Source organism: Candidatus Acidiferrales bacterium (assembly GCA_035515795.1).
In the GTDB taxonomy this organism is placed as follows: domain Bacteria; phylum Bacteroidota; class Ignavibacteria; order Kryptoniales; family JAKASW01; genus JAKASW01.
This window is the reverse complement of sequence record DATJAY010000029.1, coordinates 25,041-47,845: the sequence shown is the minus strand read 5'-3', so window position 1 is coordinate 47,845 and position 22,805 is coordinate 25,041. Positions and strand designations below refer to the sequence as shown.

Here is a 22,805-nt window from a genome sequence, read left to right as displayed (position 1 = left end):
TTACGGCTACTACTGTATACTACTGGCACATCAGTGCGACCGGTACCGCAGGAACGAGCGCCTACTCTGCTGCAACGCTGTTCACGACCGGAGTAGGGATAGATGCCGTTGACAACCCTGGCGGGATCCCGAAACAGTTTGCACTTTACCAGAACTATCCTAACCCGTTTAATCCTTCGACCACGATCCGATTCGACCTCAAGGAGCCTTCTGTCGTTGCCCTTAGTATTTATGATGTGCTTGGACAGAAAGTGGTAGAAGAGACATGCGGCAAAATGAGTGCAGGAAGTTATGAGAAGTCCGTCAACATGGAGGGGTTATCCAGCGGAGTATACCTTTACAGGATCGACATAACCGGAAATGACGGGGAGAGATTCACTGCAGGAAAAAAGCTCTTACTTCTGAAGTAGAATTAAATCCGTTTTCATGGCGCCCACCCGCGTGGGCGCTATGAATTCTCCAAATCACAAAACACAAATATCGCTTCTGTTTTCTCCGCAGAATTGCCGGCAAATCGTTCAATCATACCCGTTCACTTCAACAGCAGCAGCTTCTTCGTATCGCTAAAGCTTCCGGCTTCCAGCCGGCAGAAATACACTCCGCTCGGGAGACTGCGCGCGTCGAATCTCGCTGCGTGATTGCCGGCAGTCTGCCGCTCACTCACCAGCGTCTTTACTTCTCTCCCAAGAACGTCATATACTTTCATAGTAACGAAACTGTTCATTGCTAATTGATAATTGATGATTGTTGTCGGGTTAAAAGGATTGGGATAATTTTGGTACAAGGCAAAAACCGTTGGTGTTGAGTTCTCTTCGGGATTTCCTTTGACTCTAGGCAAAGCACCGTACCTGCCGATGCAGTATCCGGGCTCCATTAGCCATTCGGAAGTGTTTCCCGATTGATCCTGCACGTCTATCTTTAAATCTATTCCCGCTGAATCGAAATCGGAAGTCGGAGTGATATCTGCACTATACATAATATTGTCTAAAGTATCCTGGTACACTTTTGTGACCGGTATGAGCACCCAATTCGAAGTGCCGTTTACTTTGTAGAACAGCTTGGTAGAATCGCTGTTTACTACAGCAAACTTGATATAGGTAAGATTGCCAAACTGCCGTACAACCGGCCCCATGTCGAGCGCTGAAAACATCAAGGTCCCTTTCTCATTCTTTGAGAGAGAGTCGACAGCAATGTCCTTGCTGTTCAACAAACGAATCGATGTGAACATCGGAGGGTTCGGATCGGATCTCCGGAAATCAAATTTGGCTGTCAACGCCGCCGCTCCCTGCACACCCCTGAGGAAATAATTGTGAGTGGTCTGTTGAAACGTATAAGCGCCGGGAGGAACGGTTATTCCATTGCCAGGTGTGCCTAACCCAACGCCCGAAGCAATCGCGCTTCCTTGGTCATTATAAATGGAATAGAACGCGCTGTCACCTGTGGAAACAAGGCTCTCATCAAATTCGCCGAAGTAGCCACCGGATTCAATGATAGCCGGTTGAGTGAAATTCTCGTTCATAAACCAATCCCTGATGAAAAAAGGCGTGTGTCCAATGTCTGAGTATCCACCACTCGGTGACAAGATGCGGGGAAATGGTTCGCCCGTGCCAAAGTATTCTATACTATCGTCGATAACTTTCACCAAAGGTGTTTGCAACCACTCGGGATACGTGGCTGAATCCGCTTGCGTGCTGTCAAGCGCCATTAGTTGCAGCGGAAAGGCAAACCTTTCGCTTCTGTCTTTTGTCAAGTAAAGGTCTCCGCTCCAATCACCTTTAAATCCACTGGTAATTTTCGACATTGACCCGCCGTAGAACTCCACCTGGCCGGTGAGGGGGTTCGTAAATAGGGACAAGTTCCAGCAGTCCATTTCCTTAGACGCGCCTTCAGAATAAGGCGGAAAATCAACATGAACGCTTTGAGCGTAGAAATCAGATGGCACATTACTGAGAGTAATGTTCTTTTCTAATCTGGAAACTGAGTCAAACTGAACAGAGTAAAGACTGTTTGCGTCGTTAGCGAACTCCGCACCAGATAACCAGATATTATCGGAATAATTCGAGCAATAAACAGTATCTGACAAAGGTGCGCAGAAGCCGAAAACGTTGTAATACATTAAATCAGGGAAATTGAGAGCAAGCATTTTCGTCGTAGAAGGATATGTATTAAGCGGTTGCCCGTTTATGTCGAGTGCGTGAAACAGAATTGAGTTTGTTGCACCTGCAGAGCTCACGTAAATATGAGACACGTTTGCGATGGGTATATGCTCTTCTACAACCAGATGATCGGCAGTTGTCCCGTTGAAGAGAGCCGCCAGATCATAATTCCCGTTCGGCATCTGCAATTGCGCATTATATTGATCGTTCCAAGTGGCATTGGCGTCTGTAAATCCGTAATCAGAATCTGTCAGCACGAAGGTCGGACCCGGTAGGTCAAACGTGAACAAAATCCTCGGCATCTTGACAAATGCCCATGGAATATGCAGCGTATCTTTGCTTCCATACAGAAACGCTTCGCCGCTATACGCAGATGAGGCTCGCGATGGATAAGGTACTATTGGGTTGTTCACTTGGAGCGAAATCATGACCATTTGCGAATCGTTGCTTGCCAAAGAAAAGGTCGAAGGGTTTGCAGTTATCGAAACGCCGGATAGAAGATTATTGAAAGACATCGTGAAAGATTGACTTTGTGAGTAAACGTTCGAAACCCACATCGTGTCGACGATAGTCCAAATTGAAAATGAGCTGCTGTCGAAACCGAAACTAAGTTCAGACGGATATACAAATGAGGAAACTTCTGCCGCGCTTAAAGCATCTATCCGGCCAGCCCCTTGTACCATAACATCCTGATCAATGTCGACCGCAGTTGTCGTTATCGCTGATTTAATTGTTGCAGGTGGCCAGTTTCTATGGAGTGATTTCAATAAAGTGCAAACTCCTGTGACGAAAGGTGTTGCCATCGAAGTACCACTCAAAGTGAAGACGGTATTGCGAGTGAATGTGGACAAAATATTGACTCCGGGAGCGAGCACATCCGGCTTGATTGAATAGATTGTCGAATCGGGACCCTTCGAGCTGAACATCGCCAATTCGTCCAGGCTGTCCACAGCACCAACCGTAATTGCAAGTCGTGCAGCACCCGGACTTCCGATGCCAAAGAAGCTTCCTGAATTTCCAGCCGCGATGCAAAATGTAATCGCTAACTTGACAGCGTTATCGACGGCTATGGACAATGGATCATCCGGATTACCCGGCCCGCCAAGGCTCATATTCACGACATCGACTTTATCGCTATCGTTTCCGTCGTTGTCAGGATCCACAGCACGCTCTATGCCTGCGATGACAGTGGATTCGGTGCCGCCGCCATATTGATCCAAAACCTTGAGCGCCATAAGCTTCGCATGCGGAGCGACGCCTTCGAGGCCACCGCCATCAGCAGCTATTATTCCCGCTACGTGCGTTCCATGGCCGTTGTCGTCCATAGGGTCCGGCGTGTCGTTTATGAAATTATAACCACCAACGACTTTGAATCCCGGACCGATTCCACCTCCAAGAGCCGAGTCGGTATAATCGATTCCCGTATCGATGATCCCAACTAGAACGCTGTCTCCCTTTGTCCCGAATTTAGTCCAGACAGAATCTGCACGAATTTGATGGACACTCTGTTCCAATGTAGCTTTCATTGGCTCATCGATGTAGACTTTCTTCACGTAACTGAGCTGTGCGATCTGGGGCATCATGGCACGCGGGACAGTGACCGCGGCACCATAAAACACTTTATAGAACACCCTCCTGATTGCTGGAACCGACAATTGTATTTTGAGCCCCTTGATTGCAGACTGGTGCAAGGATGCTAGGTCAGACCCAAACTGCGAGAAGCGAGGCTGAGGGCTTGGAGATTTAAACATTCGAGAAGGAGAGTGGAGTTGCTGGAGAAATAATGGTTCATCTTTAAACTCGACGATAAGATTTACTTGTTGTGTCAGATCGACTTGATTTACCCTTGAGGAGCCGTTGCGGGAAATAAGAATGGTGGTTTCCTGACCAGGTTTAGAATCAAGTATGGTCTTATGAAAGTCGCTGTGGACAGGAGAACGATTCCCATTCGCCATCGTCTGGGAGTAGACCTTCGGACAGATTATAACAACAATGAAAAAGAATGTCCCTGCCACGCAAGATTTTCGTTCAATTGCGGGCAACAAAGGGCGGTTGGCAACTCGTAGTGGATGACACGCTGAAATGAAATGACAAAGTGAAATGAACATCGCAATCCTCTCCGCATCTTGGTTTCTAAGTTGCAGAGGATACGTAATAATAGCAATAGGAGAAAAATTACTGCCCTGATTTCACCTTGGTGTAACGAGAAGCCGGGAATCCGTTTTGCTTGGACTCCGGTCTTCTTCCTGTGCGAAGAAATGGTAAAGCCTTTTGAACTACTTCACCAACAACATTTTTCTCGTCGCAGTGTACCCCCCGGCTGATATGCGGTAAAAGTAAATTCCACTCGGGAGATTGCGTGCATCAAAAGTTACGGAATGCTCGCCGGGAGTCTGGCGAGCGTTCACGAGAGTAGCTACTTCCCTTCCCAGCACGTCGTACACCTTCAAAGTGACCTGACTGTTCACCGGCAACTGGTAACTGATCACCGTCGATGGGTTGAACGGGTTGGGATAATTCTGATTAAGCGAAAACAATTTGGAATTCTCACCCACGGTGGCCCTGACTTCGGCGGCAAGTTCCGACATCGGCCGCCTCCATATACCATGGTCGTTAGTCCCTGCAAAAAGGTACCTTCCGGCACCTGAAGACGGTCCGACACAAATACTCCAGACATATGGATCAGATAAACCTGTATCTACTGCAGTCCAGTTTGCTGCGTTGTCGTGAGAAAGAAAAACTCCGCTGCCCCACGTTGCCAGGATGAGAGTTGTGTCGGTCGGGGTTCTATCCATCGCGAATGACATCGTGCTCCAGTTTGTCAGTCCCGTTCTCTTGAGCGTCCATTTCTTACCGTAGTTTGCGGTGCAATATACTCCGATTCCGTCCCTCGCCACAAAAAGCGTTGTGTCTGCCGGCGTGACGCTGATGGCGAGAGAATGTATGTATCCGTAAATCCCTCCGCTCACAAAAGTCCAGGTTACGCCTTTATCGCTCGAGAGAAACACGCCGCTGTTGTCGGTCGCGGCAAAGAGACCGGATCTGCCGGATCCATCCCGCGTGGGGCATGTAATGATTGAAGTGATGAATTTGCCCGCAAGCATGGAGCTCTGCTGACTCCAGCTTTTTCCATTGTCTGTTGATCGGAAAATTCCGTCGCCCCAGGTACCCGCGACCAGAACTGTATCTACTGAAGCAACGGAACAAAGGGTCATGTTCGTGAGACCTGAGTCTGCTTCGATCCAGTTTGCTCCGTCGTTCGTGGAAATGAAGAGGCCAAAGTTGGTGCCTGCAAAGAGTTCGGATTGATTCGTTCTGCTTCGAATGACAGCAAGCGTATTGATGTATAAATCGGCAAGTCCCGCGTTGATTTGAGTCCAGGTTTCTCCCTGGTCTAATGAGCGAAAGACTCCATCTCCCCATGTTCCGGCGAAAATCACAGTTGAGTCTGGGCCCGCTGAAGAGGAATCGACGGCGAAACATTGTACGTCGCTTTGATTGGAGCAATTAAGCTGCTGCCATTGCGGGAACACGACAGCCGGAGTCATGAGCAATGAGATAATGGAGAATAAAAAGCACGCTTTCATGAGCGCCTTTCCTTTATTGAAACTGAACATATTCTCATCCGATGCTATTTGAGCAAAAGTAATTTCTTCGTCGATATGAAGTTTGCACTCTGAAGCCGGCAGAAATAAACGCCGCTTGGCCATGAAGAGCAATTCAATTGCCGCGTGTAATTTCCTGCCGATAATTCTTCCGAAACAACCGATGTGACCTCCCTTCCGAGGACATCGTATATTTTCAAATTGACAAATGATCTTGAAGGAATGCTGAATGATATTGCGGTACCTGGGTTGAACGGATTCGGATAATTCTGATAGAGAGCAAACTTTGCCGGTGCATGATCGAAAGCAGGTGGATGAATCGAGGTCAAAGTATCGAATGGATCTTTTATTTCGAGCAATAGCTCCCAGATGGCGCGGGGCCGTTGATACTGCTGTGCGCGAAACTGTCGCGGATTGTCGGCGTACCATGCCTCGGGCGTATCGAAGAAGTACGCAGTGCTGTCGTTCACCCATGTCTGGAAGTAAGCCCCGTGCGCCGCTTTCAAGGCACGCTCCTCGAGTCGTGCGTCGTTCGTGAGTCTTCCCCAGTGATACATCATGGCCGCGACAAAGTACGTTGTCCCGCTCCACACTTCTGCCGGCTGCTGACCATAGGTGATAGGACTTCCGTCTGAATTCCTCCCGTTAACCATTCCCTCGTCGCCTTCGCCGTCGCCGTCGTAGTCGCGCAGTGGTGCGACGCACATTTCATAAACCTTGTTGAGATGGGATGCAATACGGTCGGGCGGGAGTATCGGATCCAATCCTGTCGTCTCGCAATAGCGTTGTCCGTTCAATCCATCTGCCATTATGCCGGCCGAACCCGCATCGATCTTGTAGTATTGCTGGTCCGGTTTCCAGAACAGAGTATCCAGCGTCGATTTCAGAGACAAGTAATCCTGGTGCAGCTCCCTTGAAAATGCCGTATCATTTTTCGCCAGCGCCATCCGCTCCATCGCTTCGGTTGCCGCTACGAACAGTCCGCCGGTAAACAGATTATCGCCGGTGAATGGGAAGGTGTCATATGTCGTATTGCCATTGTCGGGAATCCCATTATGGTTTGTGTCGAACGATTTTGCTCGGTTGTAAGCCTTCAGACATGCCGGCCACACAAAGTCCAGGAAAGATTCATCGCGGGTTTTTTGATAGTATGCGTAAACCTGCTGAATGAATCTGTTGGGCATATCCTGCCAGCCCTGGCAGCCGCAAGCTACACTGTAATGGAAAAATGGATCTTCCCCCGCGCGTCCGGCATCGTGCGGCACATCACCGGTCGGATCGTTTGCAACGTAGTCCGCGTTCCACTTTAAGACGTCCCGGTCGATATCGGGCCAAAGCTCGAGATAGTGGCGTGCTCCATACTGCCGGACATCGAAACTCTCGAGAAACAAATAGTCGGGGCACTCCGTGCAGAAATATTTGTGATCGTCGGCGGGCAAAGTTCCGTACGAAGACTCGGCAGGTTTTGTGATGCATCCGTTTTCCCAAAACACTCCGCCAAACGTATCGAAATACAATTCGTTCAGCGCTCCCTGCTTCAGCCAGTCCGGGTATAATGGTTCATTGATGATGAGATTCTGCCATCGGTCGATTTCACTCTCCCATTCTTCTGAACTCATAAGAGCTTCTTTAGCTATGTCGAACGAATGATCTCCCGTGAATCCGAAATACTCCGTATATCGCCTGTACCATTCCGTGCCCCATCCGAAACGGACTCTCGGAAAATCCCAGGAGAGCACGAACGGCACAACTGCCGTGCTCCCGGGAGCAAGCGATATTTCCACCGCGATGGCGGATGCAGTCGAAGAGGTGTCAATTGCACTGTCCGGCAATACGCCGTTTGCGCCGAATCGGTCGTATATATCCTGGCCGTTTCCATTGCCGTTCCATGATGTGCAGAACGAAACTGTCGCACCGGAGACCGCTTGCGTCGCGATGCACCACTCCGTGTTTTGAGTCGTAGCAGGATTTTCTGAGCTGCTCGCTTTCATGACCACGCCGGTTATATCATCTTGCTGCACCGCTTGATTCACAAGGCCCGTTCGAGTATCACTTCCGTACGGCGCATTGGGGAACGTGAACATGACAGCTATCTTCAGAGTATCGGACGTCGGATTGGACAATTGAAATTGAAATACACTTACCGGGTAGCTCGTCTCCCGATAGTTGTTAGGGATGATAGGAGTAAATTGTTTAAGTGAAACATCCGCCGTAGTTCCGGAGTAGACAAACCATGCCTTCGGATAAAGAGCATAATATGTTCCCGAGTCCTGCGGAAGTCTATTCCATGCCGGCAGTACATCCTCAGTCGCAAGTGTTTTCACGACGTCGGGCACTCCAGAAACTTGTTCGAATACATGAAAGGCCGCCTGAGAGAGAAACTTCTCTTCATGATTGCCGGTCTGGAATTCCCAAGGACCGAACGTTCCGCAGTAATTGTACATGAAATTTCCCGCACCGAAACCTCCGAGCGGCACTCCGCGCTTGTTCCATGTCGTCGCTCCGTTAGGATGGTTCCCAAGAGACCTCGACCATGCACATGCAGGGACGGGCCAGATGTTTCTTTGGTTTACTCTCGCATCGAGGAGAGACGGAAAAATCAAGAGCGATGAAACAATAATCGCAATACTACTCGCGCACACCCGGTATCCCACGGTGCCTCACCTTTCTATGATGAAATGTTGGAACTAAATAGGATAACAAAACCGGCACATTATAGCAAGAGTCAACTAATGAGGACAAAATATTCCGCAAAGCATCCTGGAGTTCGACTAAATCCGCTTTTTCCGGGACTTAAACATTGAAAACAACTTGAGACAAGGGTAAATTGAATTGTGAGCGAGAAAAAGATTCACATAATAACTGTCGGATGCCCCAAGAACCAGGTGGACAGCGAAGAGCTTTCGGCGCAGCTAAAGGCAAACGGTTACTCCATCACCAGCTCTCTCGAATCGGCAGAGGTTGCGGTCATCAATACATGCGGTTTCATCGATGCCGCGAAACAAGAATCCATCGAAACGATTCTTCGTGTAGCTGAGCGCAAGAAATCAAACGGTTTGAAGAAGGTTATCGTCACCGGTTGTCTGGTGGAAAGGTACAAGAAGGAGCTTCGCGAGGGCTTGCATGAGGTCGATGCATTCTACGGCACGAATGAAATCGGGAATGTTCTCAAAGAATTCGGCGCAGAGTATAAATATGAGATGCTCGGGGAGCGTCTTCTGTCTTCCCCGGGCCATTATGCGTATCTGAAAATTTCCGAGGGATGTGACAACCCATGTTCGTTCTGCGCTATTCCGCTCATGCGCGGCAAACATGTCTCGAAGCCGCTCGAACAAGTCGTCCATGAAGCCGAGCTCCTTGCTCAAAAAGGCGTCAAGGAGCTGATAGTCATCGGACAGGATACGACATATTACGGCCTGGACATTTACGGCAAGCGAGAACTCCCGGAACTCATGACAAGGCTGAACAAGTTGGACGGGATCGAATGGATACGATTGATGTATGCCTATCCGGCAAAGTTTCCAGAAGAATTATTAGACGTAATTCGAGACGGCGAAAAAATCTGCAAATACATCGATATTCCGATCCAGCATGTATCGGATGATGTTCTCAGATCGATGCGGCGCGGCATAACGAGGAGAAAACTCGAAGAGCTTCTTTATAAAATCCGCGAAAGCATCCCCGGAGTGGCAATAAGAACCACTTTGATCGTTGGTTATCCCGCCGAAGGGGAACGGGAATTTGAAGAACTTATTAAATTCGTCGAAGAATTCAAGTTCGACAGGCTGGGCGCATTCACATATTCGCCGGAGGACGGAACGACGGCGTCCATTCTCGGAGATCCAGTTCCGCAGGACGAGAAGGAAAGACGCCACGCAGCCATAATGGAAGCTCAGAGACAGATAATCGAAGAACTGAATGGCAGGAAAATCGGGAAAACGCTGAAAGTGCTCGTCGATAAGAACGAGGGGGATAACTGCGTCGGCAGAACGAGCCATGATGCTCCGGAGATCGATACCGAAGTCATTTTCAACTCAAAAAGTTTGCCGGGCGAATTCGTAAATATAAAGATCCACGATGCACACGAACATGATCTGTACGGTGTTTAAGGAGGTTAAAAATGGGAAGAAGAATTTGGGCAATATGGTTGCTCTTGTCGGGGGCAGCGTTCGCCCAGGTAGAGATGCAGCAATCTTTTACTTATGTGGCCCCGCATTTTTACTTTGATGCGTTGAATTTCAAGTCTGACGACGGCAAGAGCAGAATGGATTTTTATTTCCAGATGCCTTATGACGACATACAGTTTGTCAAAGCCGGAAATGAATTCCTGGCCTCTTACGAAATATCGCTGCAACTGATAGATGATGACGGGAATCGTGCCCTGGAAGAGACGTGGAGCGAAAGGCCGGTCTGCCAGAGTTTCGATGAGACGACGAGCCACACGATCTACTCCTCTGCGGAAAAACAATTCATCGTGCGACCCGGCGCATATACTTTGAAAATTACCGTGACCGACTCCGAGACGCAAAAATCCTACGCGGCACAACGCGGCTTCAGGGCTAGGAACTACGCGGATTCGTTACAATCTTTGTCGGACATCATGCTCTTAAAGAGCTCCACATTCTTCAATGGCAAGCGGACTATCATTCCAAACGTAGACGAAAATGTCATCTCGCAGAGCGATTCGTTCCCGATCTTTTACGAAGTTTATTTCCCAAAGCCGGAGGATTCCGCATTTGCCACCACTGAAATTTCCGACAAGAAAAACGGGACGATTTATTCCGTTTCAAGATGGATCACGGGGAAAAACAGAGTGGAGCGCGTCGTCGCAGAAATTCCCAAAGATTCTATCCCGATGGGACTTTACAAGTTGAGCGTCACACTGTTTGCGTCTGCGGAGAAAGAATCTCCCGTGGTGGCGACCGCTTCCCGTTTTTTCACCATTCATTTTCCCGACTTGCCTCTGACGATTACCGACCTCGACAAGGCTGCGGATGAAATGATGTACATCGCAAACGGCAGCACCATCGACAGCATCAAATCGGCGCCGGACATGTTCATAAAGGAAAAACGCTTCTTAGACTTCTGGCAGAAATACAATCCCAACAAATCTTCGAAAGATCTCCGGGTAATGGATGAATACTTCAACCGCGTCGCTTACGCGAACGAACACTTCACTCATTATTTTCAGGGATGGAAGACCGACATGGGAATGATCTACATAATATTCGGGCCGCCGAGCAGCGTGGATCGCCATCCGTTTGAAGTAGACAGCAAGCCCTACGAAGTCTGGGATTACTATTATCGAAACCGACAAATTGTTTTCGTGGACGAAACCGGTTTCGGCGACTACAGGCTTGTTACTCCGTTATCTGACGTCTATTCGCCTCCATACGGGCCCGACTATCTCGGCAAGTGAACGACGCTAAGCCGCTAAAAATTCTCTTCGTCTGGCACCACCACCAGCCTTACTACAAAGCTGACGGAAAGTTTCTGCTGCCGTGGGTCAGAATGCACGGCATCAAAGACTACTGGGATATGGTGCGGATTTTAGACGACTATCAAAATATAAGGCAGACCTTCAACTTCACGCCGTCTCTCCTCGAACAACTTCAAGAGTATCTGGATCATGAAACGACTGATGCCGCGTACGACTTATCGTTAAGAAATCCCGACTCATTTACGATGGAAGACAAAATCAGGGCGCTGAAAGTATTCTTTCTCGCAAACACGGAGAGAATGATCAGGCGTTATCGCAGGTACTCGGAACTTCTGGACAAATGGATGAAGAAGGGTCGTGACGATAGCTCGGCGGTGCAAAGTTTTTCATCGCAGGACTTTCGGGATTTACAGGTATGGTGGAACTTATCCTGGGTCGGTGAATATTCCCGGTTTGACCCGCCGTTCAGATATTACCTGGACAAGGAGAGAAATTTCACCGAAGAAGAGAAGCTTCATCTGCTGAGATCGCAGCTCGATATCCTTCGCCGCATCGTGCCGCACCATATCGAAGCTGCAAACCGCGGACAAATAGAAATCAGCGCTTCTCCATTCTATCATCCTATCCTTCCGCTCCTTTGCGACAGCAACTCAGGCAGAGAAGCGAATCCTGAAACGAGATTGCCGGCCAACCGTTTCAGGCATCCGGAAGACGCAGATGAACAGGTTAAATCAGGATTGAAATATGCCGAAACGATTTTCGGCGTCCGTCCGAAAGGAATGTGGCCGAGCGAAGGGTCCGTCAGCGACGCTGCTTTGAACATAATGGTAAAGAATAAAATCGCATGGACTGCGACGGACGAGTTAATTCTCAAGAAAACTCTTTTGAAATCGAGGAAGAAAACCGGCGCCGAATTCCTGGAAAAGTATTTCGCCTATTATTTCGGCAGCGGGAAGAACCGCATTAAGATTTTCTTCAGAGACCATGACCTTTCCGATTTGATCGGATTCGTATATTCGCGATGGAGCCCGGACGACGCTGCAAGCGATTTCGTGGGACGTCTGCTGGGGATCCGGGATTTAGTTCGAAAACGATTTGGTGAGAACGCATTAGATTATGCCGTCGTTCCTATAATCCTCGACGGTGAGAATGCGTGGGAATTTTATCAAAGCGACGGGAAGGATTTTCTCAGGACCCTTTACTACAGACTCTCCAACGAGACAAGGATAGAAACAGCCCTTCCGTCGGATATCGAGGTGCGACGAGGCAACATTTTGAAACATATCTCTCCAGGTTCTTGGATAAACGGCGATTTCAAAATATGGATCGGCCATCCCGAAGACAACAAAGCCTGGGATTTCTTATTTCATGCGCGTGACGCTTTCGAGAAGTTATCCAAAGGGAAACAATCAGTCGAAATAAAAAGCTCGCACAAAGAACTCATGATCGCTGAAGGCTCGGACTGGTGCTGGTGGTACGGTGACGAACACAAGTCCCCTCAGGCAGGCCAGTTCGATGAGTTGTTCAGATATCATTTGAAACAAGTCCATAAATCTCTGGGGATGGAAGCACCGGCTGAGCTTGAAGAACCGATCAAGAAGAAAACCGCACAGCTGTTACGGCAACCTTCGTCAAAAATTTCTCCCAGATTCGAAAAGCGAGACCTTGATAAAGAATGGAAAAATGCGGGCATCGTGGAACAGGCGAGCGGCGCGATGCAGAAGGAGGGAACCCTCATCAAGCGCGTCTATTGGGGAAACGATCTGACAAATATCTATCTCCGGATCGACACGACGAAAAAAATTTCCAGCGAGAAAATCGTTATCCGTTTTCTTTCTGACCCGCAAGTATATGTCGAACTCGGTAGAGTTTTTTCATTCCGGACAGAATGCCCGGCAAACGATTTCGAGTTCAGCGGGCAATGTCGCATAGACGACACAATCCAGGTTGCGCTAAATTTAGGAAAGATAAAATTCGATGACCTTAATTTGACGATCGCACTCTACAACAATGACGTGCTCATAGACTCATTCCCCCATGATGGTACAGCCAGATTCGGAATTGTTCAGTAACTTTTTATCGTAACCGAACCCAGCCCAGAATCCACATCCAACCTTAACTGCGGCCCTTTGTCCATGTTCGAGCGATATTCGCCGTCCCCCTGCGAATAGAATCCCGATACGTCGACGCTATTAAGAAAACTTCCCGGCGCAGTGATAACCGTATTGATTTTGGACGGGATGAAAATTTCTACCGAACCCAGTCCGGTCTTCACGTGAACCGAGCAGTCGTCTTCAAGCTTGCCGCTGAAATCAATTTTCAATGACCCCAGCCCTCCGTTGAACTCGACATTTCTGGCGTGAGCATTCGCAAGATTCTTGACCGTGACGCTCGAGACTCCGGTCTTGATACGAAGGTCTTCACATTCAATCCGATTCGGCGTAGAAAAATCAAGTTTGAAATCGCACACGCCCGTCGAAAACGTCGCGTTAGCAATCTCCATACCGCCCAGATCAACGTGTGCATCGCACACGCCGAAATTCATTGCCAATGAAACCGGAACTGAGTTCGCAAGCTCAACGATCGCAGTGTCTTTGTCACCGTGGAACCATGGGAAGTGAACACTCTCCTTCTCGTTCGCAAAATAAAGCGTGCCTTGGGTTCCCTCCACTTCATAGTCCAACGTCGGCACTTTTTCGTCTTCGGAGTAGCTGCAGTATATGCGAAATGCTTTCGACGGATCGTCAACTTTCTTCAGAGTCAGCTGGACGGTTCCCGCGCTGATTGTCGCTTTCAGAGATTTGACGCCGTCCAGGTTCTCTCCCGTGTTCAATGACTTTTGACAGAATGCAGTAGAGAACAGAAGCAGCGTCGCCAGAATAGTTTTCATCGCACTTTCAATTACGAAACGTAAGAAAATTAGTTTCAATAATGCTTGATTTTGTCCCTTAGAGACTTATACATCATCTCTCGAGCGCGAAATAGCTGAACTTTTATCGTATTTACGGGGAGTCCTGTCCTTTTTGCGATTTCTTCGTAGCTCAACTCCTCCTGATGTCTCAAAACAATCACCTCTCGGTATTTTCGGGGAAGCGAATCTATCGCCTGGTGGATGAGCCTGGACTTCTGCTCTCGCAGCAGATTCAGGTCGGGTTCATAGGTGGAATCGGGGATTTCATATCCGATCTCGCCGTCTTCGGTCTTGACGTGGTCGTCGATGGAATAAACGCTTAACTTTTTTCTCCTGATGTAATCGATGCAGTGGTTGTTTGTTATCTTAAACAGCCATGATGCGAACTGATGCTGATAATCGAAGTCGCCGAGATGCTGAAACGCTTTGATGAAAACTTCCTGCGTGAGATCTTCGAGCTGGCTGCGGTCCCTGACCAGTTTATAGACGATCTGTGCAACCGGATTTCTGTACCTTCTCATAAGGTGCTTTATCGCGGTTTGATCGCCTCCGATGGCGCGTTTCACGAGAGCGGCGTCTTCTTCAGCCCTCCGATGACGTTCTTCTTCCTTCATCTGACCTACTTCTTGCGGCCCCTGCTCTCCTCGTAATACTCCACGCCGAGATGTGTTATCAATTCCTCTCCCATCAAATACCGAAGAAAATTTTTGAGCTTCGTTAACTGGATAAACAAATCATGCTCGGGATAAATCTCCGGCGCGCACATCGGGCTCTTGAAATAAAACGACAGCCATTCTTGAATACCGGAAAGCTCTGCCCGCTGCGCAAGGTCCATGAAAAGAACAAGGTCGAGCAAAATTGGCGCGGCGAGGATCGAATCACGGCAAAGAAAATTAACCTTGATCTGCATCGGGTATCCAAGCCATCCGAAAATATCGATGTTGTCCCAGCTCTCTTTGTTATCGCCGCGCGGCGGATAGAAATTTATCCTGACCTTATGATAAAAATCAGAGTAAAGCTGCGGATAAAGACGGGGCTGCAGAATGTATTCGAGTGCGGAAAGCTTGCTCACCTCTTTCGTCTTGAATGAGCCGGGCTCGTCGAGAACTTCGCCGTCCTGATTTCCCAAAATATTAGTGGAGAACCATCCGTTCAGGCCGAGTGCTCGGGCCTTCAACATCGGAGCAAGAACGGTCTTCAACAATGTTTGACCGGTCTTGAAGTCCTTTCCCGCAATCGGCACATTTTGAATCTTAGCAAGCTCGACCATGGCCGGCATGTCGACCGTCAGATTGGGAGCACCGTTCGCAAAAGGGATTCCTTCCTTCAACGCTGCGTACGCGTAAATCATACTCGGTGCAATTTCTGGATCATTCTTCGCCAAACCTTTCTCAAAAGCCGATATCGTCTGATGCACCTTCCCCTCTTCTATGAAAATTTCCGTGCTTCCGCACCAGACCATCACTCCTCTCGTGGAGCCGTGTCGTCTCATCGTCTTTCGTATGTCTTCTCTCAGCATCTCTGCAAGGTCCATCTTAGATTTCGCTTCTTTCACAATTTTAGGATGGAGACGCTTGACATAGTTCTTCTCAAAAACGGCCGGCATTAAATCAATCTTCTGCAGGAAATCTTTTGTCCGGCCGACGTCTTCCTCTGTAAGTACTCCCGCTTTTTTCGCCGCATCGAATGCCGTACCACCAGATATGTCCCAGCCGGCAAACTTCAAATCTTTCAAACCGGCGAGCGAAACGAAATCTTTTATCAGCGGGCTCCGACCTTCTGTCCTTTTCCCGAGACGAATCGTGCCCATTTGTGCGAGCGAGCCGATCGGCTGGTTCAAGCCTTTTCTGATCAATTCTACACCCGCCATGAAAGTAGTTGCCACGGCACCGACGCCCGGCAAGAAGACGGTGAGCCGGCCGGCCGGCTTAACGATTTTCTTCTTTGAATTGCTTGTAGACATAATATAGTCTTTCGATTGCGGTGACGTTCGTCAGAACTGCCAGCAGAACGGTTGCCGCCGCAACCGCAAAGGGCGGGTGAACAAAACTGCTTCCAAAAAGATCGGCAATTAGAGGAGAAAAGATTTTATCAAACCAGTCGTCAAAAATATTGAGGAGAAGGCCGAATCCCAAAATGACGACTCGTTCCTGGCGACGCGCCAGTCCGACGTTTGCCTTGAAACCGAGGGTCTCGGCCCGGGCCCGAATATAACTTACCATGATGGAGCCGCCGATAGCGAACACGGCAGCAACTGACGTAAAATAAAAATGATGTCCGATCAAAAAGAAGCCGAGTCCAAAAAATACCGCGACTTCGGAATACCTGTCGATAGTCGAATCATAAACAGCCCCGAATCTCGTGACGCGTCCGGTTTTTCGCGCCACCGCTCCATCTATGATGTCGAACAGGCCATCGAGTAAAACCAGCACACCGCCGGTGACCAGTCTTCCGTTTGCAATCTCGAAAGCGGCAAAAATGCTGAGGATAAAACCGAGCGTAGTAAGCCAGTTCGGGTTTGTGTTTTTATCACCGAGCCATTTCGCAAGCGGTTCAAGGAGTTGTTTGAATGAGCTTTCGACTCTTGCCGGTATGAGGCTTTTCAATTCCCGGCGCCTTCCACGATGACTACAAACTCGCCTCTCCTCTCGGATTCGCCGATCAATTTCAAGATCTGAGAAAGTGTGCCGCGATAGAAACTCTCGTGAATTTTTGTGAGCTCTCTTCCAACAACACATTTTCTATCGCCGAGGAACGTCTGTAATTCGTTGACTGTCTTTTCAATTCTGTGCGGAGACTCGTAGAAAATAATCGTGCGACTCTCCGCGGACAGCGAACGCAATTTTGTCTGTCTCCCTTTCTTAGACGGAAGAAAACCTTCGAAGACAAAACGGTCCGTCCTCAATCCGCTCGCCGACAGTGCCGTCATAAATGCGGAAGCACCTGGTACCGGCACAACTTCCACTCCGGATTCGATCGCGTCGCGCACTAACGCGTGTCCCGGATCTGAAATTCCTGGCGTACCGGCATCGGTAATCAGAGCTACGTTTGCTCCGCTTAATATTTTCCTTACGATCTCACCGCTGCGACCGGAGCCGCTGTGGCTATGAAAACTCACCATCGGTCGCGAGATTCCATAGTGTTTCAGAAGTACGGAACTTGTCCGAGTATCTTCAGCCGCAATTAAATCGACCAATTTCAGTGTTTCAATCGCGCGGACGGTTATGTCAGAAAGATTCCCGATGGGTGTAGCAACGACAAAAAGTTTGCCGGTCGCACTCGTTCGATCGGACACTGTGATACCCCGTCTCCCTTCACTCATCACTGTTCATTTTTCATTTCCAGCTTCGGAACGGCCACTACGCTCCCCAGTCCCTGAGATATCTGAAATCGACATTTATGGTTCTGTGACCGACCTTTGCGATAATTGGCGGGCGCCGTTTGAACTGGCTTAGCATTATCCTTTTCTGCAAATCTGTCACCATCTTTGGAGGGTGGCCCGCTTCAATCACCTCGTCAGCTCTCATTTTTTGATCCACAAGAAGATAGAGGACTTTGTCAATATCCTGGTACGTGTATCCTAATTCTCCTTCATCAGTCTGGCCGGCCCACAGGTCTGCCGTCGGTTTCTTTTTGACAATCTTCTCCGGCACGCCGACATATTTCGCCAGCTGCCACACCTGTGTCTTGTACAAATCACCTATGGGATTTATGGCGTGTGCCATGTCGCCGAAGAGCGTGCCGTAGCCTAGAAGCAATTCCGTTTTGTTGCTGGTGCCGAGTACCAGCGCATTATCGCGCGCAGAAATGTCGTACAGAACGATCATCCGGATTCGCGCAAGAATATTTCCGAGACGAACATTAGCCATCCCGGGTTCGCGTCTGATCAAAGCATCGGCGGAAGATGTGATGTCAACAATTTCCGTCCGCAGGCAAAATTCATCTGCGAGGAGCTTTGCATCCTCAACGCTTTCTCTGGATGAAGATTTATGCGGAAGAATTACGCAGAGCAGATTTTCTTTTCCGATCGCCTCTGAGGCAAGCGCTGCAGAGAGTGCGGAATCGACGCCTCCGGAGAGTCCGACGACCAACTTCTTAAACCCTACTTTTTCGGTCTCGTCTTTTATGAAACGTACCAGCAACTCCTTGACCAGCTTTGAATTTATTCTTAGGTCCTTGACCTGGGTTTCCATTACGTCAAAATTAAGAAACTGGTGCACGTTAATCAATTTCTCATGAAAAGTCCGGGAGATTTTATTAAATTCTTTTATGAGGAGGCAAAATAATCAAGCGTAACTCGTCCCATCCGCTGGTCCACATCATAATTTTAAACTGGAACGGCAAAGAAGACACCATCGCATGTCTTAAATCCGTGGAGTCGGTAAAGTATCCGAACTTTTCTGTGACTCTGGTGGACAATGCGTCCTCCGACGGGACCGTAGAATCTGTCAGGGAAAATTTCCCATGGGTCAAGATCATAACAAACTCTGAGAATCTCCGATTTGCCGGAGGCAATAATGCGGGCATAGATTACGCCATGAAGCATAAAGCGGATTACGTCCTCCTATTGAACAACGATACCGAAGTGGATCCTGATTTTTTATCGGAGCTCATTAATGCGACTGAGACCGGCGAAAATATAGGCATGGCCGGACCAAAAATATTTTACTATGGCAAAGACGACTCCCGCCGGGCTACTCGAAAAATGATTTGGTTCGCCGGGGGAAGGATCGAATTTTGGAAGGGGTGGGTTTCACATATCGGAATCAGGGAGATCGACATCGGGCAGTATGATGCGACAAAGTACGTCGATTATCTTACAGGTTGTTGTGTGCTCGTTAAGCGGGAGGTTATCGAGGAAATCGGGAGACTTGATGAAACCTTTTTCATCTATGGTGAAGACGTCGACTGGTGTCTGAGGGCATCGAGAGCGGGATACAGACTGGCTTACATTCCAACTTCGATGATCTGGCACAAAGTCTCCGCAAGTTCCGGCGGCAACCTGTCATGGTTCAAGAATTGGAACAAGCTAAAGAGTCAACTTAGGCTTATGGCAAGATATGCGAAGTGGTATCATTGGCTGACAATACCGTTCTTAATGACGATATACATAACAAAGAACATCCTGATCGCAGCTGAACGCGGCGGGAGCTTCCGGAAGCTATTCAACAATCAAGAAACTTCAGAGGCACAATAATGAAAGGCGATGCGACCCAAGATACACTTATCAGATCTTACGACAACGCTATAGAAAACCCTCGGGGAAAAATAAAGAAGCTTTTCTATTCCGTCATCCCTCGGCATATTCTTCGAAACGTACCATTCGAACTGCGTCTGACATGGCTGAAAATATCAAAGAAGAATGTCAGGAAGCGTTTCGCTAACTCAAAGGATCTGCTTGTCAATTTGGGTTGCGGGCCACAAGGAAGACCTGGGTGGATCAACGTGGATGCTGTTCCCGGCGCGAATGTCAACTGTGTTTACGACTGCCGAAAAAGCCTTCCATTTCAGGATGGTTCAGCGAGAGGAATATTCGCTGAACATTTTTTTGAGCACCTGGACTATCAGGACGAAGTCCCTCATTTCCTTGCCGAATGTCGCAGGGTGCTACAACCAGGAGGAGTAATACGAATTATCGTTCCTGACGCGGGCGCGTACTTGCGGGCATATTGTCGGGGTGACTGGGATGAGCTTCAAAAGATGAGAGTGTTAGGCGAAAACCATTCCGAAGCCGGAATGGGATTCGCGTATAATACCCGTATGGAATTAATTAACTTCGTCTTTCGTCAATGGGGTCAACACAAGTTTGCCTACGACTTCGAGACGCTCTCATTCATCTTGAAGAAACATGGCTTCTCAAGTGTACAGGAACAGAAATTTGGCGGATCAATTCTTCCGGACATTTGCATCGATTCGCCGGAGCGAAAACACGAGAGCCTCTATGTTGATGCAGTAAAATAGCAACAACAGAAAAAGCAATTTAATTACCAAAACTACTGTGCCATCACAAGCAAAAAAAATAACGTTCGATACGGCGGCTATTTTCGCTGCAAAGGTAATCAGCCTGATCCTTGGGCTCATTCGACTGAAGTACATCGCAATTTATTTGGGAGTAGAGACCTTCGGAATTTATACGTTTGCCACTTATTTTGTCGCGATGTTCTCGATTTTCTTCGACATGGGATTAGGACAGATATTGACACGAGACATTGCAGCAGATAAGAGTAAGACATCCGAGTACGTTTCGGGCGCGCTCCATTTGAAACTTCTGTTATTCGGGGGCACCTCGATAATAATCGCTGGTGCAACATACTTTTCGCACTTCGATCGACTCACAAACTGGGCAGTAATTTTCAGCATTTTCATCACCGGAGCAACGTCGCTGATCACCGTCTTCACCGGGGCATTTCAGGCGCACAGGATGATGAAACTCATTTCGGTGGTCACGATTGCGACAGATTTTTCTACGTCGGTCGCGGTAATTCTGCTATTGATTTTGGGTTATGGATTGTTCGGACTGATGGTTGGCAGCGCACTCGTCACTTTCTTGATACTCGCGCTCACCGTATACCTCTCGAAAAAGTACCTTAACGCGGTCATCCTTGGCCCTTCACGGAAATTATGGAGATATTTGTTGCGGGAAGGATATCCGGTTGCAATAGGTTCATTAGGGATCGTACTGTATTTTTATGTGACCACTGCGCTGTTAAAATATATGGGTGGAAATGCTGTTGCAGGGTATTACAACGCAGCCCTCAAGTTAATAATGATATTAACCGTGATCCCCATGAGTTTTACCCAGGTGATTTACCCATTCTTTGCCGAACTGCACAATTCAGACAAAGAAAAACTTGAATCGGTGCTGAATATTTCCGTTAGATATATGTTCATAGTCTCAATCCCCTTGGCAGTTGGGACGATCCTGACGGCAAAGAAATTGATCGTGGCGATATATACGGTGGCGTTTCTCCCAACTATCCCTGCATTACAGATGCTTATCATATCGACCATGATCAGCTATGGCAACTATATACTATTCACTTTTTTCCCTGCAATAAACAAGCAGCGATTTGCGATGCACGTCACCATCCCGACAGGAATTGCCGTTGCCATGACGAATTATCTTTTGATTCCCAAGTTTGGACTGTTTGTGCCAGCCCTGTCATTGGTCATGGTGGAAGCTTTGCTGTTTTCCGCTTCTTTTCTTTACCTGAGAAGACTCCACTATACACTCTATTTATCGAAGGTCTTTCTGAAACCAGCCTTGTCATGCATACCGATGGCAATAGTCTTATATTTCACAATGGGTACGTCTGTGTTACTTCAGATACCGATCGCTGTAGCAGTTTATGCCACAACATTCTATCTGATGAAAGGAATAACGGAAGAGGACAAACCCATTCTCACAAAAGTTCTACCGTCACCACTGAAAGAAATAATAGTTAACGTGAGGTAGAAATGAGACCGAGACTTGCAATAATAAGAGGGCACTTTTATTCCAGGGAAGAGGCACTTTTGTTCAAACCGCTGGAAGACGAATTTGACATTACACTGTTCATAAGCCCGGGTAGCCATCAGGATACAAACGTCGGTCTTCCAATAGTGGAACTTCCTTGCCTTGACAGCAGATTGAACTCCTTATCTTTCGGCGCATACGGAAAAATTTACGGCCTCATAAACAACCTTACCGGTGTCGATTCAGAATTCGTATTTGGTCTTGGAGATAAACTTCGCGGATTTGACGTAGCCTATACTAATGATTACAACTATTTGCTGACTTATCAGGTCGCACGTTTGAAGAGGCATCTTGATTTCAAACTCGCAACAGTCCATTGGCAGAATATTCCGTTCGCACTTGACAGGAAACCGATTGCAAAATTCTTCAAATATCGGGTTTATGATCAGGTCGATGGATTCTTTGCAATGAGCGAGCGAGCGAAAGCTGCGTTACTGTTGGAGGGAATTGACGAATCAAAAATATTCGTCACGAGAAACGGAACCGACACGGAAAAGTTCAAACCGAACGAGAGCAGCAGGCTGCGATGGCGTGAGCGGTATGGAATCAAGCCGGACGACATGGTTATACTCTTCGTTGGCAGAGTGCGGGCATCAAAGGGAGCCTTCGAGCTGATTTACGCCGCAAAGAGACTTTTAAATGATCCGATGATAGATCGAACGAAGTTGAAAATTGTCATAGCTGGAAAAGGTCCCGCAGAACAAGAGGTCGACAAACGGATTCAAATGCTCGGTCTCGATAGGAACGTCATAAGAACTGGCTTTATTCCGCGCTCGGAAATAGATCTCGTCCACAACATGGCGGACATATTCTGTTTACCAAGCACACCCCGCAAATATTGGCAGGAACAACTCGGGGCAGTCTTTCTCGAGGCAATGGCATGCGGCAAACCCATAGTGTCCACTCTCTCAGGTTCGATTCCTGAAGTTGTAGGAGACGCAGGCATTCTTGTTCAGCCAAATGATCATGTGGCATTATACGAAGGCCTAAAATCGATAATACTGGACAGGAAATTACGTATGTCGCTTGGATTGAAAGCACGTGATCGAGCAGAGCGCCTTTTTAGTCCTGCCGCGATCAGTGAGAACTTGCGGAGAGGCCTGCTGGGATGCCTCGGGAGACGAAAAAACTAATTCTCCACCATGATTCTCACATCGTCAAAGTTGATTTGTGGGCT

17 protein-coding genes are annotated in these 22,805 nt (G+C 48.2%); 8 read left to right on the top strand and 9 right to left on the bottom strand.

Translation table 11 applies throughout. From position 1 onward, the window contains the following. The coding region (locus VLX91_12310) for a T9SS type A sorting domain-containing protein (protein HUI30989.1) at nucleotides 1–410 on the top strand (410 nt) is incomplete at its 5' end. A gap of 122 nt (nucleotides 411–532) precedes the next feature. Here VLX91_12310 and VLX91_12305 read toward each other — a convergent pair. The 3 genes from VLX91_12305 to VLX91_12295 form a co-directional block, all read right to left on the bottom strand. After that, a complete protein-coding gene (locus tag VLX91_12305; GenBank protein ID HUI30988.1) occupies nucleotides 533–3,787 on the bottom strand; it encodes a S8 family serine peptidase in 3,255 nt (1,084 codons plus the stop codon). Between the two features lie 645 nt (nucleotides 3,788–4,432). After that, on the bottom strand, nucleotides 4,433–5,743 hold the full coding sequence (locus tag VLX91_12300; protein ID HUI30987.1) for a T9SS type A sorting domain-containing protein: 1,311 nt from the start codon (nucleotides 5,741–5,743) through the stop codon (nucleotides 4,433–4,435). Between the two features lie 44 nt (nucleotides 5,744–5,787). Continuing rightward, on the bottom strand, nucleotides 5,788–8,415 hold the full coding sequence (locus tag VLX91_12295) for a GH116 family glycosyl-hydrolase (GenBank protein HUI30986.1): 2,628 nt from the start codon (nucleotides 8,413–8,415) through the stop codon (nucleotides 5,788–5,790). A gap of 180 nt (nucleotides 8,416–8,595) precedes the next feature. Between VLX91_12295 and rimO the strand changes: the two genes are divergently transcribed. Genes rimO through VLX91_12280 form a run of 3 tightly spaced genes read left to right on the top strand, consistent with a single transcriptional unit; the run spans nucleotide 8,596 to nucleotide 13,273 of the window. Continuing rightward, nucleotides 8,596–9,870, top strand: coding sequence for a 30S ribosomal protein S12 methylthiotransferase RimO (gene rimO / locus VLX91_12290; GenBank protein HUI30985.1), 1,275 nt, complete (start codon nucleotides 8,596–8,598; stop codon nucleotides 9,868–9,870). A gap of 11 nt (nucleotides 9,871–9,881) precedes the next feature. After that, nucleotides 9,882–11,180 carry a GWxTD domain-containing protein gene (locus tag VLX91_12285; GenBank protein HUI30984.1) on the top strand — a complete coding sequence of 433 codons (1,299 nt, stop codon included), beginning with the start codon at nucleotides 9,882–9,884 and terminating at the stop codon, nucleotides 11,178–11,180. Next, nucleotides 11,177–13,273 (top strand): glycoside hydrolase family 57 protein, encoded by a 2,097-nt coding sequence (locus tag VLX91_12280; protein ID HUI30983.1) that lies wholly within the window; start codon nucleotides 11,177–11,179, stop codon nucleotides 13,271–13,273. The genes VLX91_12285 and VLX91_12280 overlap by 4 nt, the downstream gene beginning before the upstream one ends. Here the strand turns inward: VLX91_12280 and VLX91_12275 are convergent. From VLX91_12275 to VLX91_12250, 6 genes are all read right to left on the bottom strand, one after another. Further along, nucleotides 13,267–14,091, bottom strand: a complete 825-nt coding sequence (locus tag VLX91_12275; protein ID HUI30982.1) for a hypothetical protein — start codon at nucleotides 14,089–14,091, stop codon at nucleotides 13,267–13,269. The two genes, VLX91_12280 and VLX91_12275, sit on opposite strands and share 7 nt — an antisense overlap. Before the next feature lie 35 nt (nucleotides 14,092–14,126). Then, nucleotides 14,127–14,726, bottom strand: coding sequence for a sigma-70 family RNA polymerase sigma factor (locus VLX91_12270; protein ID HUI30981.1), 600 nt, complete (start codon nucleotides 14,724–14,726; stop codon nucleotides 14,127–14,129). Nucleotides 14,727–14,731: 5 nt separating this feature from the next. Then, nucleotides 14,732–16,075 carry an inositol-3-phosphate synthase gene (locus VLX91_12265; GenBank protein ID HUI30980.1) on the bottom strand — a complete coding sequence of 448 codons (1,344 nt, stop codon included), beginning with the start codon at nucleotides 16,073–16,075 and terminating at the stop codon, nucleotides 14,732–14,734. Continuing rightward, entirely contained in the window at nucleotides 16,041–16,718 is a 678-nt protein-coding gene (locus tag VLX91_12260) for a CDP-alcohol phosphatidyltransferase family protein (protein ID HUI30979.1), read from the bottom strand. Before VLX91_12260 ends, VLX91_12265 begins: the two co-directional genes overlap by 35 nt. After that, the gene (gene rsmI, locus VLX91_12255; GenBank protein ID HUI30978.1) at nucleotides 16,715–17,407 is read right to left on the bottom strand and encodes a 16S rRNA (cytidine(1402)-2'-O)-methyltransferase; all 693 of its coding nucleotides are present in this window, start codon (nucleotides 17,405–17,407) and stop codon (nucleotides 16,715–16,717) included. The genes VLX91_12260 and rsmI overlap by 4 nt, the downstream gene beginning before the upstream one ends. A 64-nt stretch (nucleotides 17,408–17,471) precedes the next feature. After that, on the bottom strand, nucleotides 17,472–18,305 hold the full coding sequence (locus VLX91_12250) for an NAD+ synthase (protein ID HUI30977.1): 834 nt from the start codon (nucleotides 18,303–18,305) through the stop codon (nucleotides 17,472–17,474). Between the two features lie 89 nt (nucleotides 18,306–18,394). Between VLX91_12250 and VLX91_12245 the strand changes: the two genes are divergently transcribed. The 4 genes from VLX91_12245 to VLX91_12230 are packed head-to-tail and all read left to right on the top strand — an operon-like array spanning nucleotide 18,395 to nucleotide 22,761. Beyond that, nucleotides 18,395–19,309: a glycosyltransferase family 2 protein gene (locus VLX91_12245; GenBank protein HUI30976.1), complete on the top strand. Its 915-nt coding sequence runs from the start codon at nucleotides 18,395–18,397 to the stop codon at nucleotides 19,307–19,309. Further along, nucleotides 19,309–20,073, top strand: a complete 765-nt coding sequence (locus tag VLX91_12240) for a methyltransferase domain-containing protein (GenBank protein ID HUI30975.1) — start codon at nucleotides 19,309–19,311, stop codon at nucleotides 20,071–20,073. Before VLX91_12245 ends, VLX91_12240 begins: the two co-directional genes overlap by 1 nt. Before the next feature lie 37 nt (nucleotides 20,074–20,110). Beyond that, a complete protein-coding gene (locus VLX91_12235) occupies nucleotides 20,111–21,568 on the top strand; it encodes a flippase (protein ID HUI30974.1) in 1,458 nt (485 codons plus the stop codon). A gap of 2 nt (nucleotides 21,569–21,570) precedes the next feature. Further along, nucleotides 21,571–22,761 (top strand): glycosyltransferase family 4 protein, encoded by a 1,191-nt coding sequence (locus VLX91_12230; protein ID HUI30973.1) that lies wholly within the window; start codon nucleotides 21,571–21,573, stop codon nucleotides 22,759–22,761. Nucleotides 22,762–22,805: the final 44 nt, after the last annotated feature.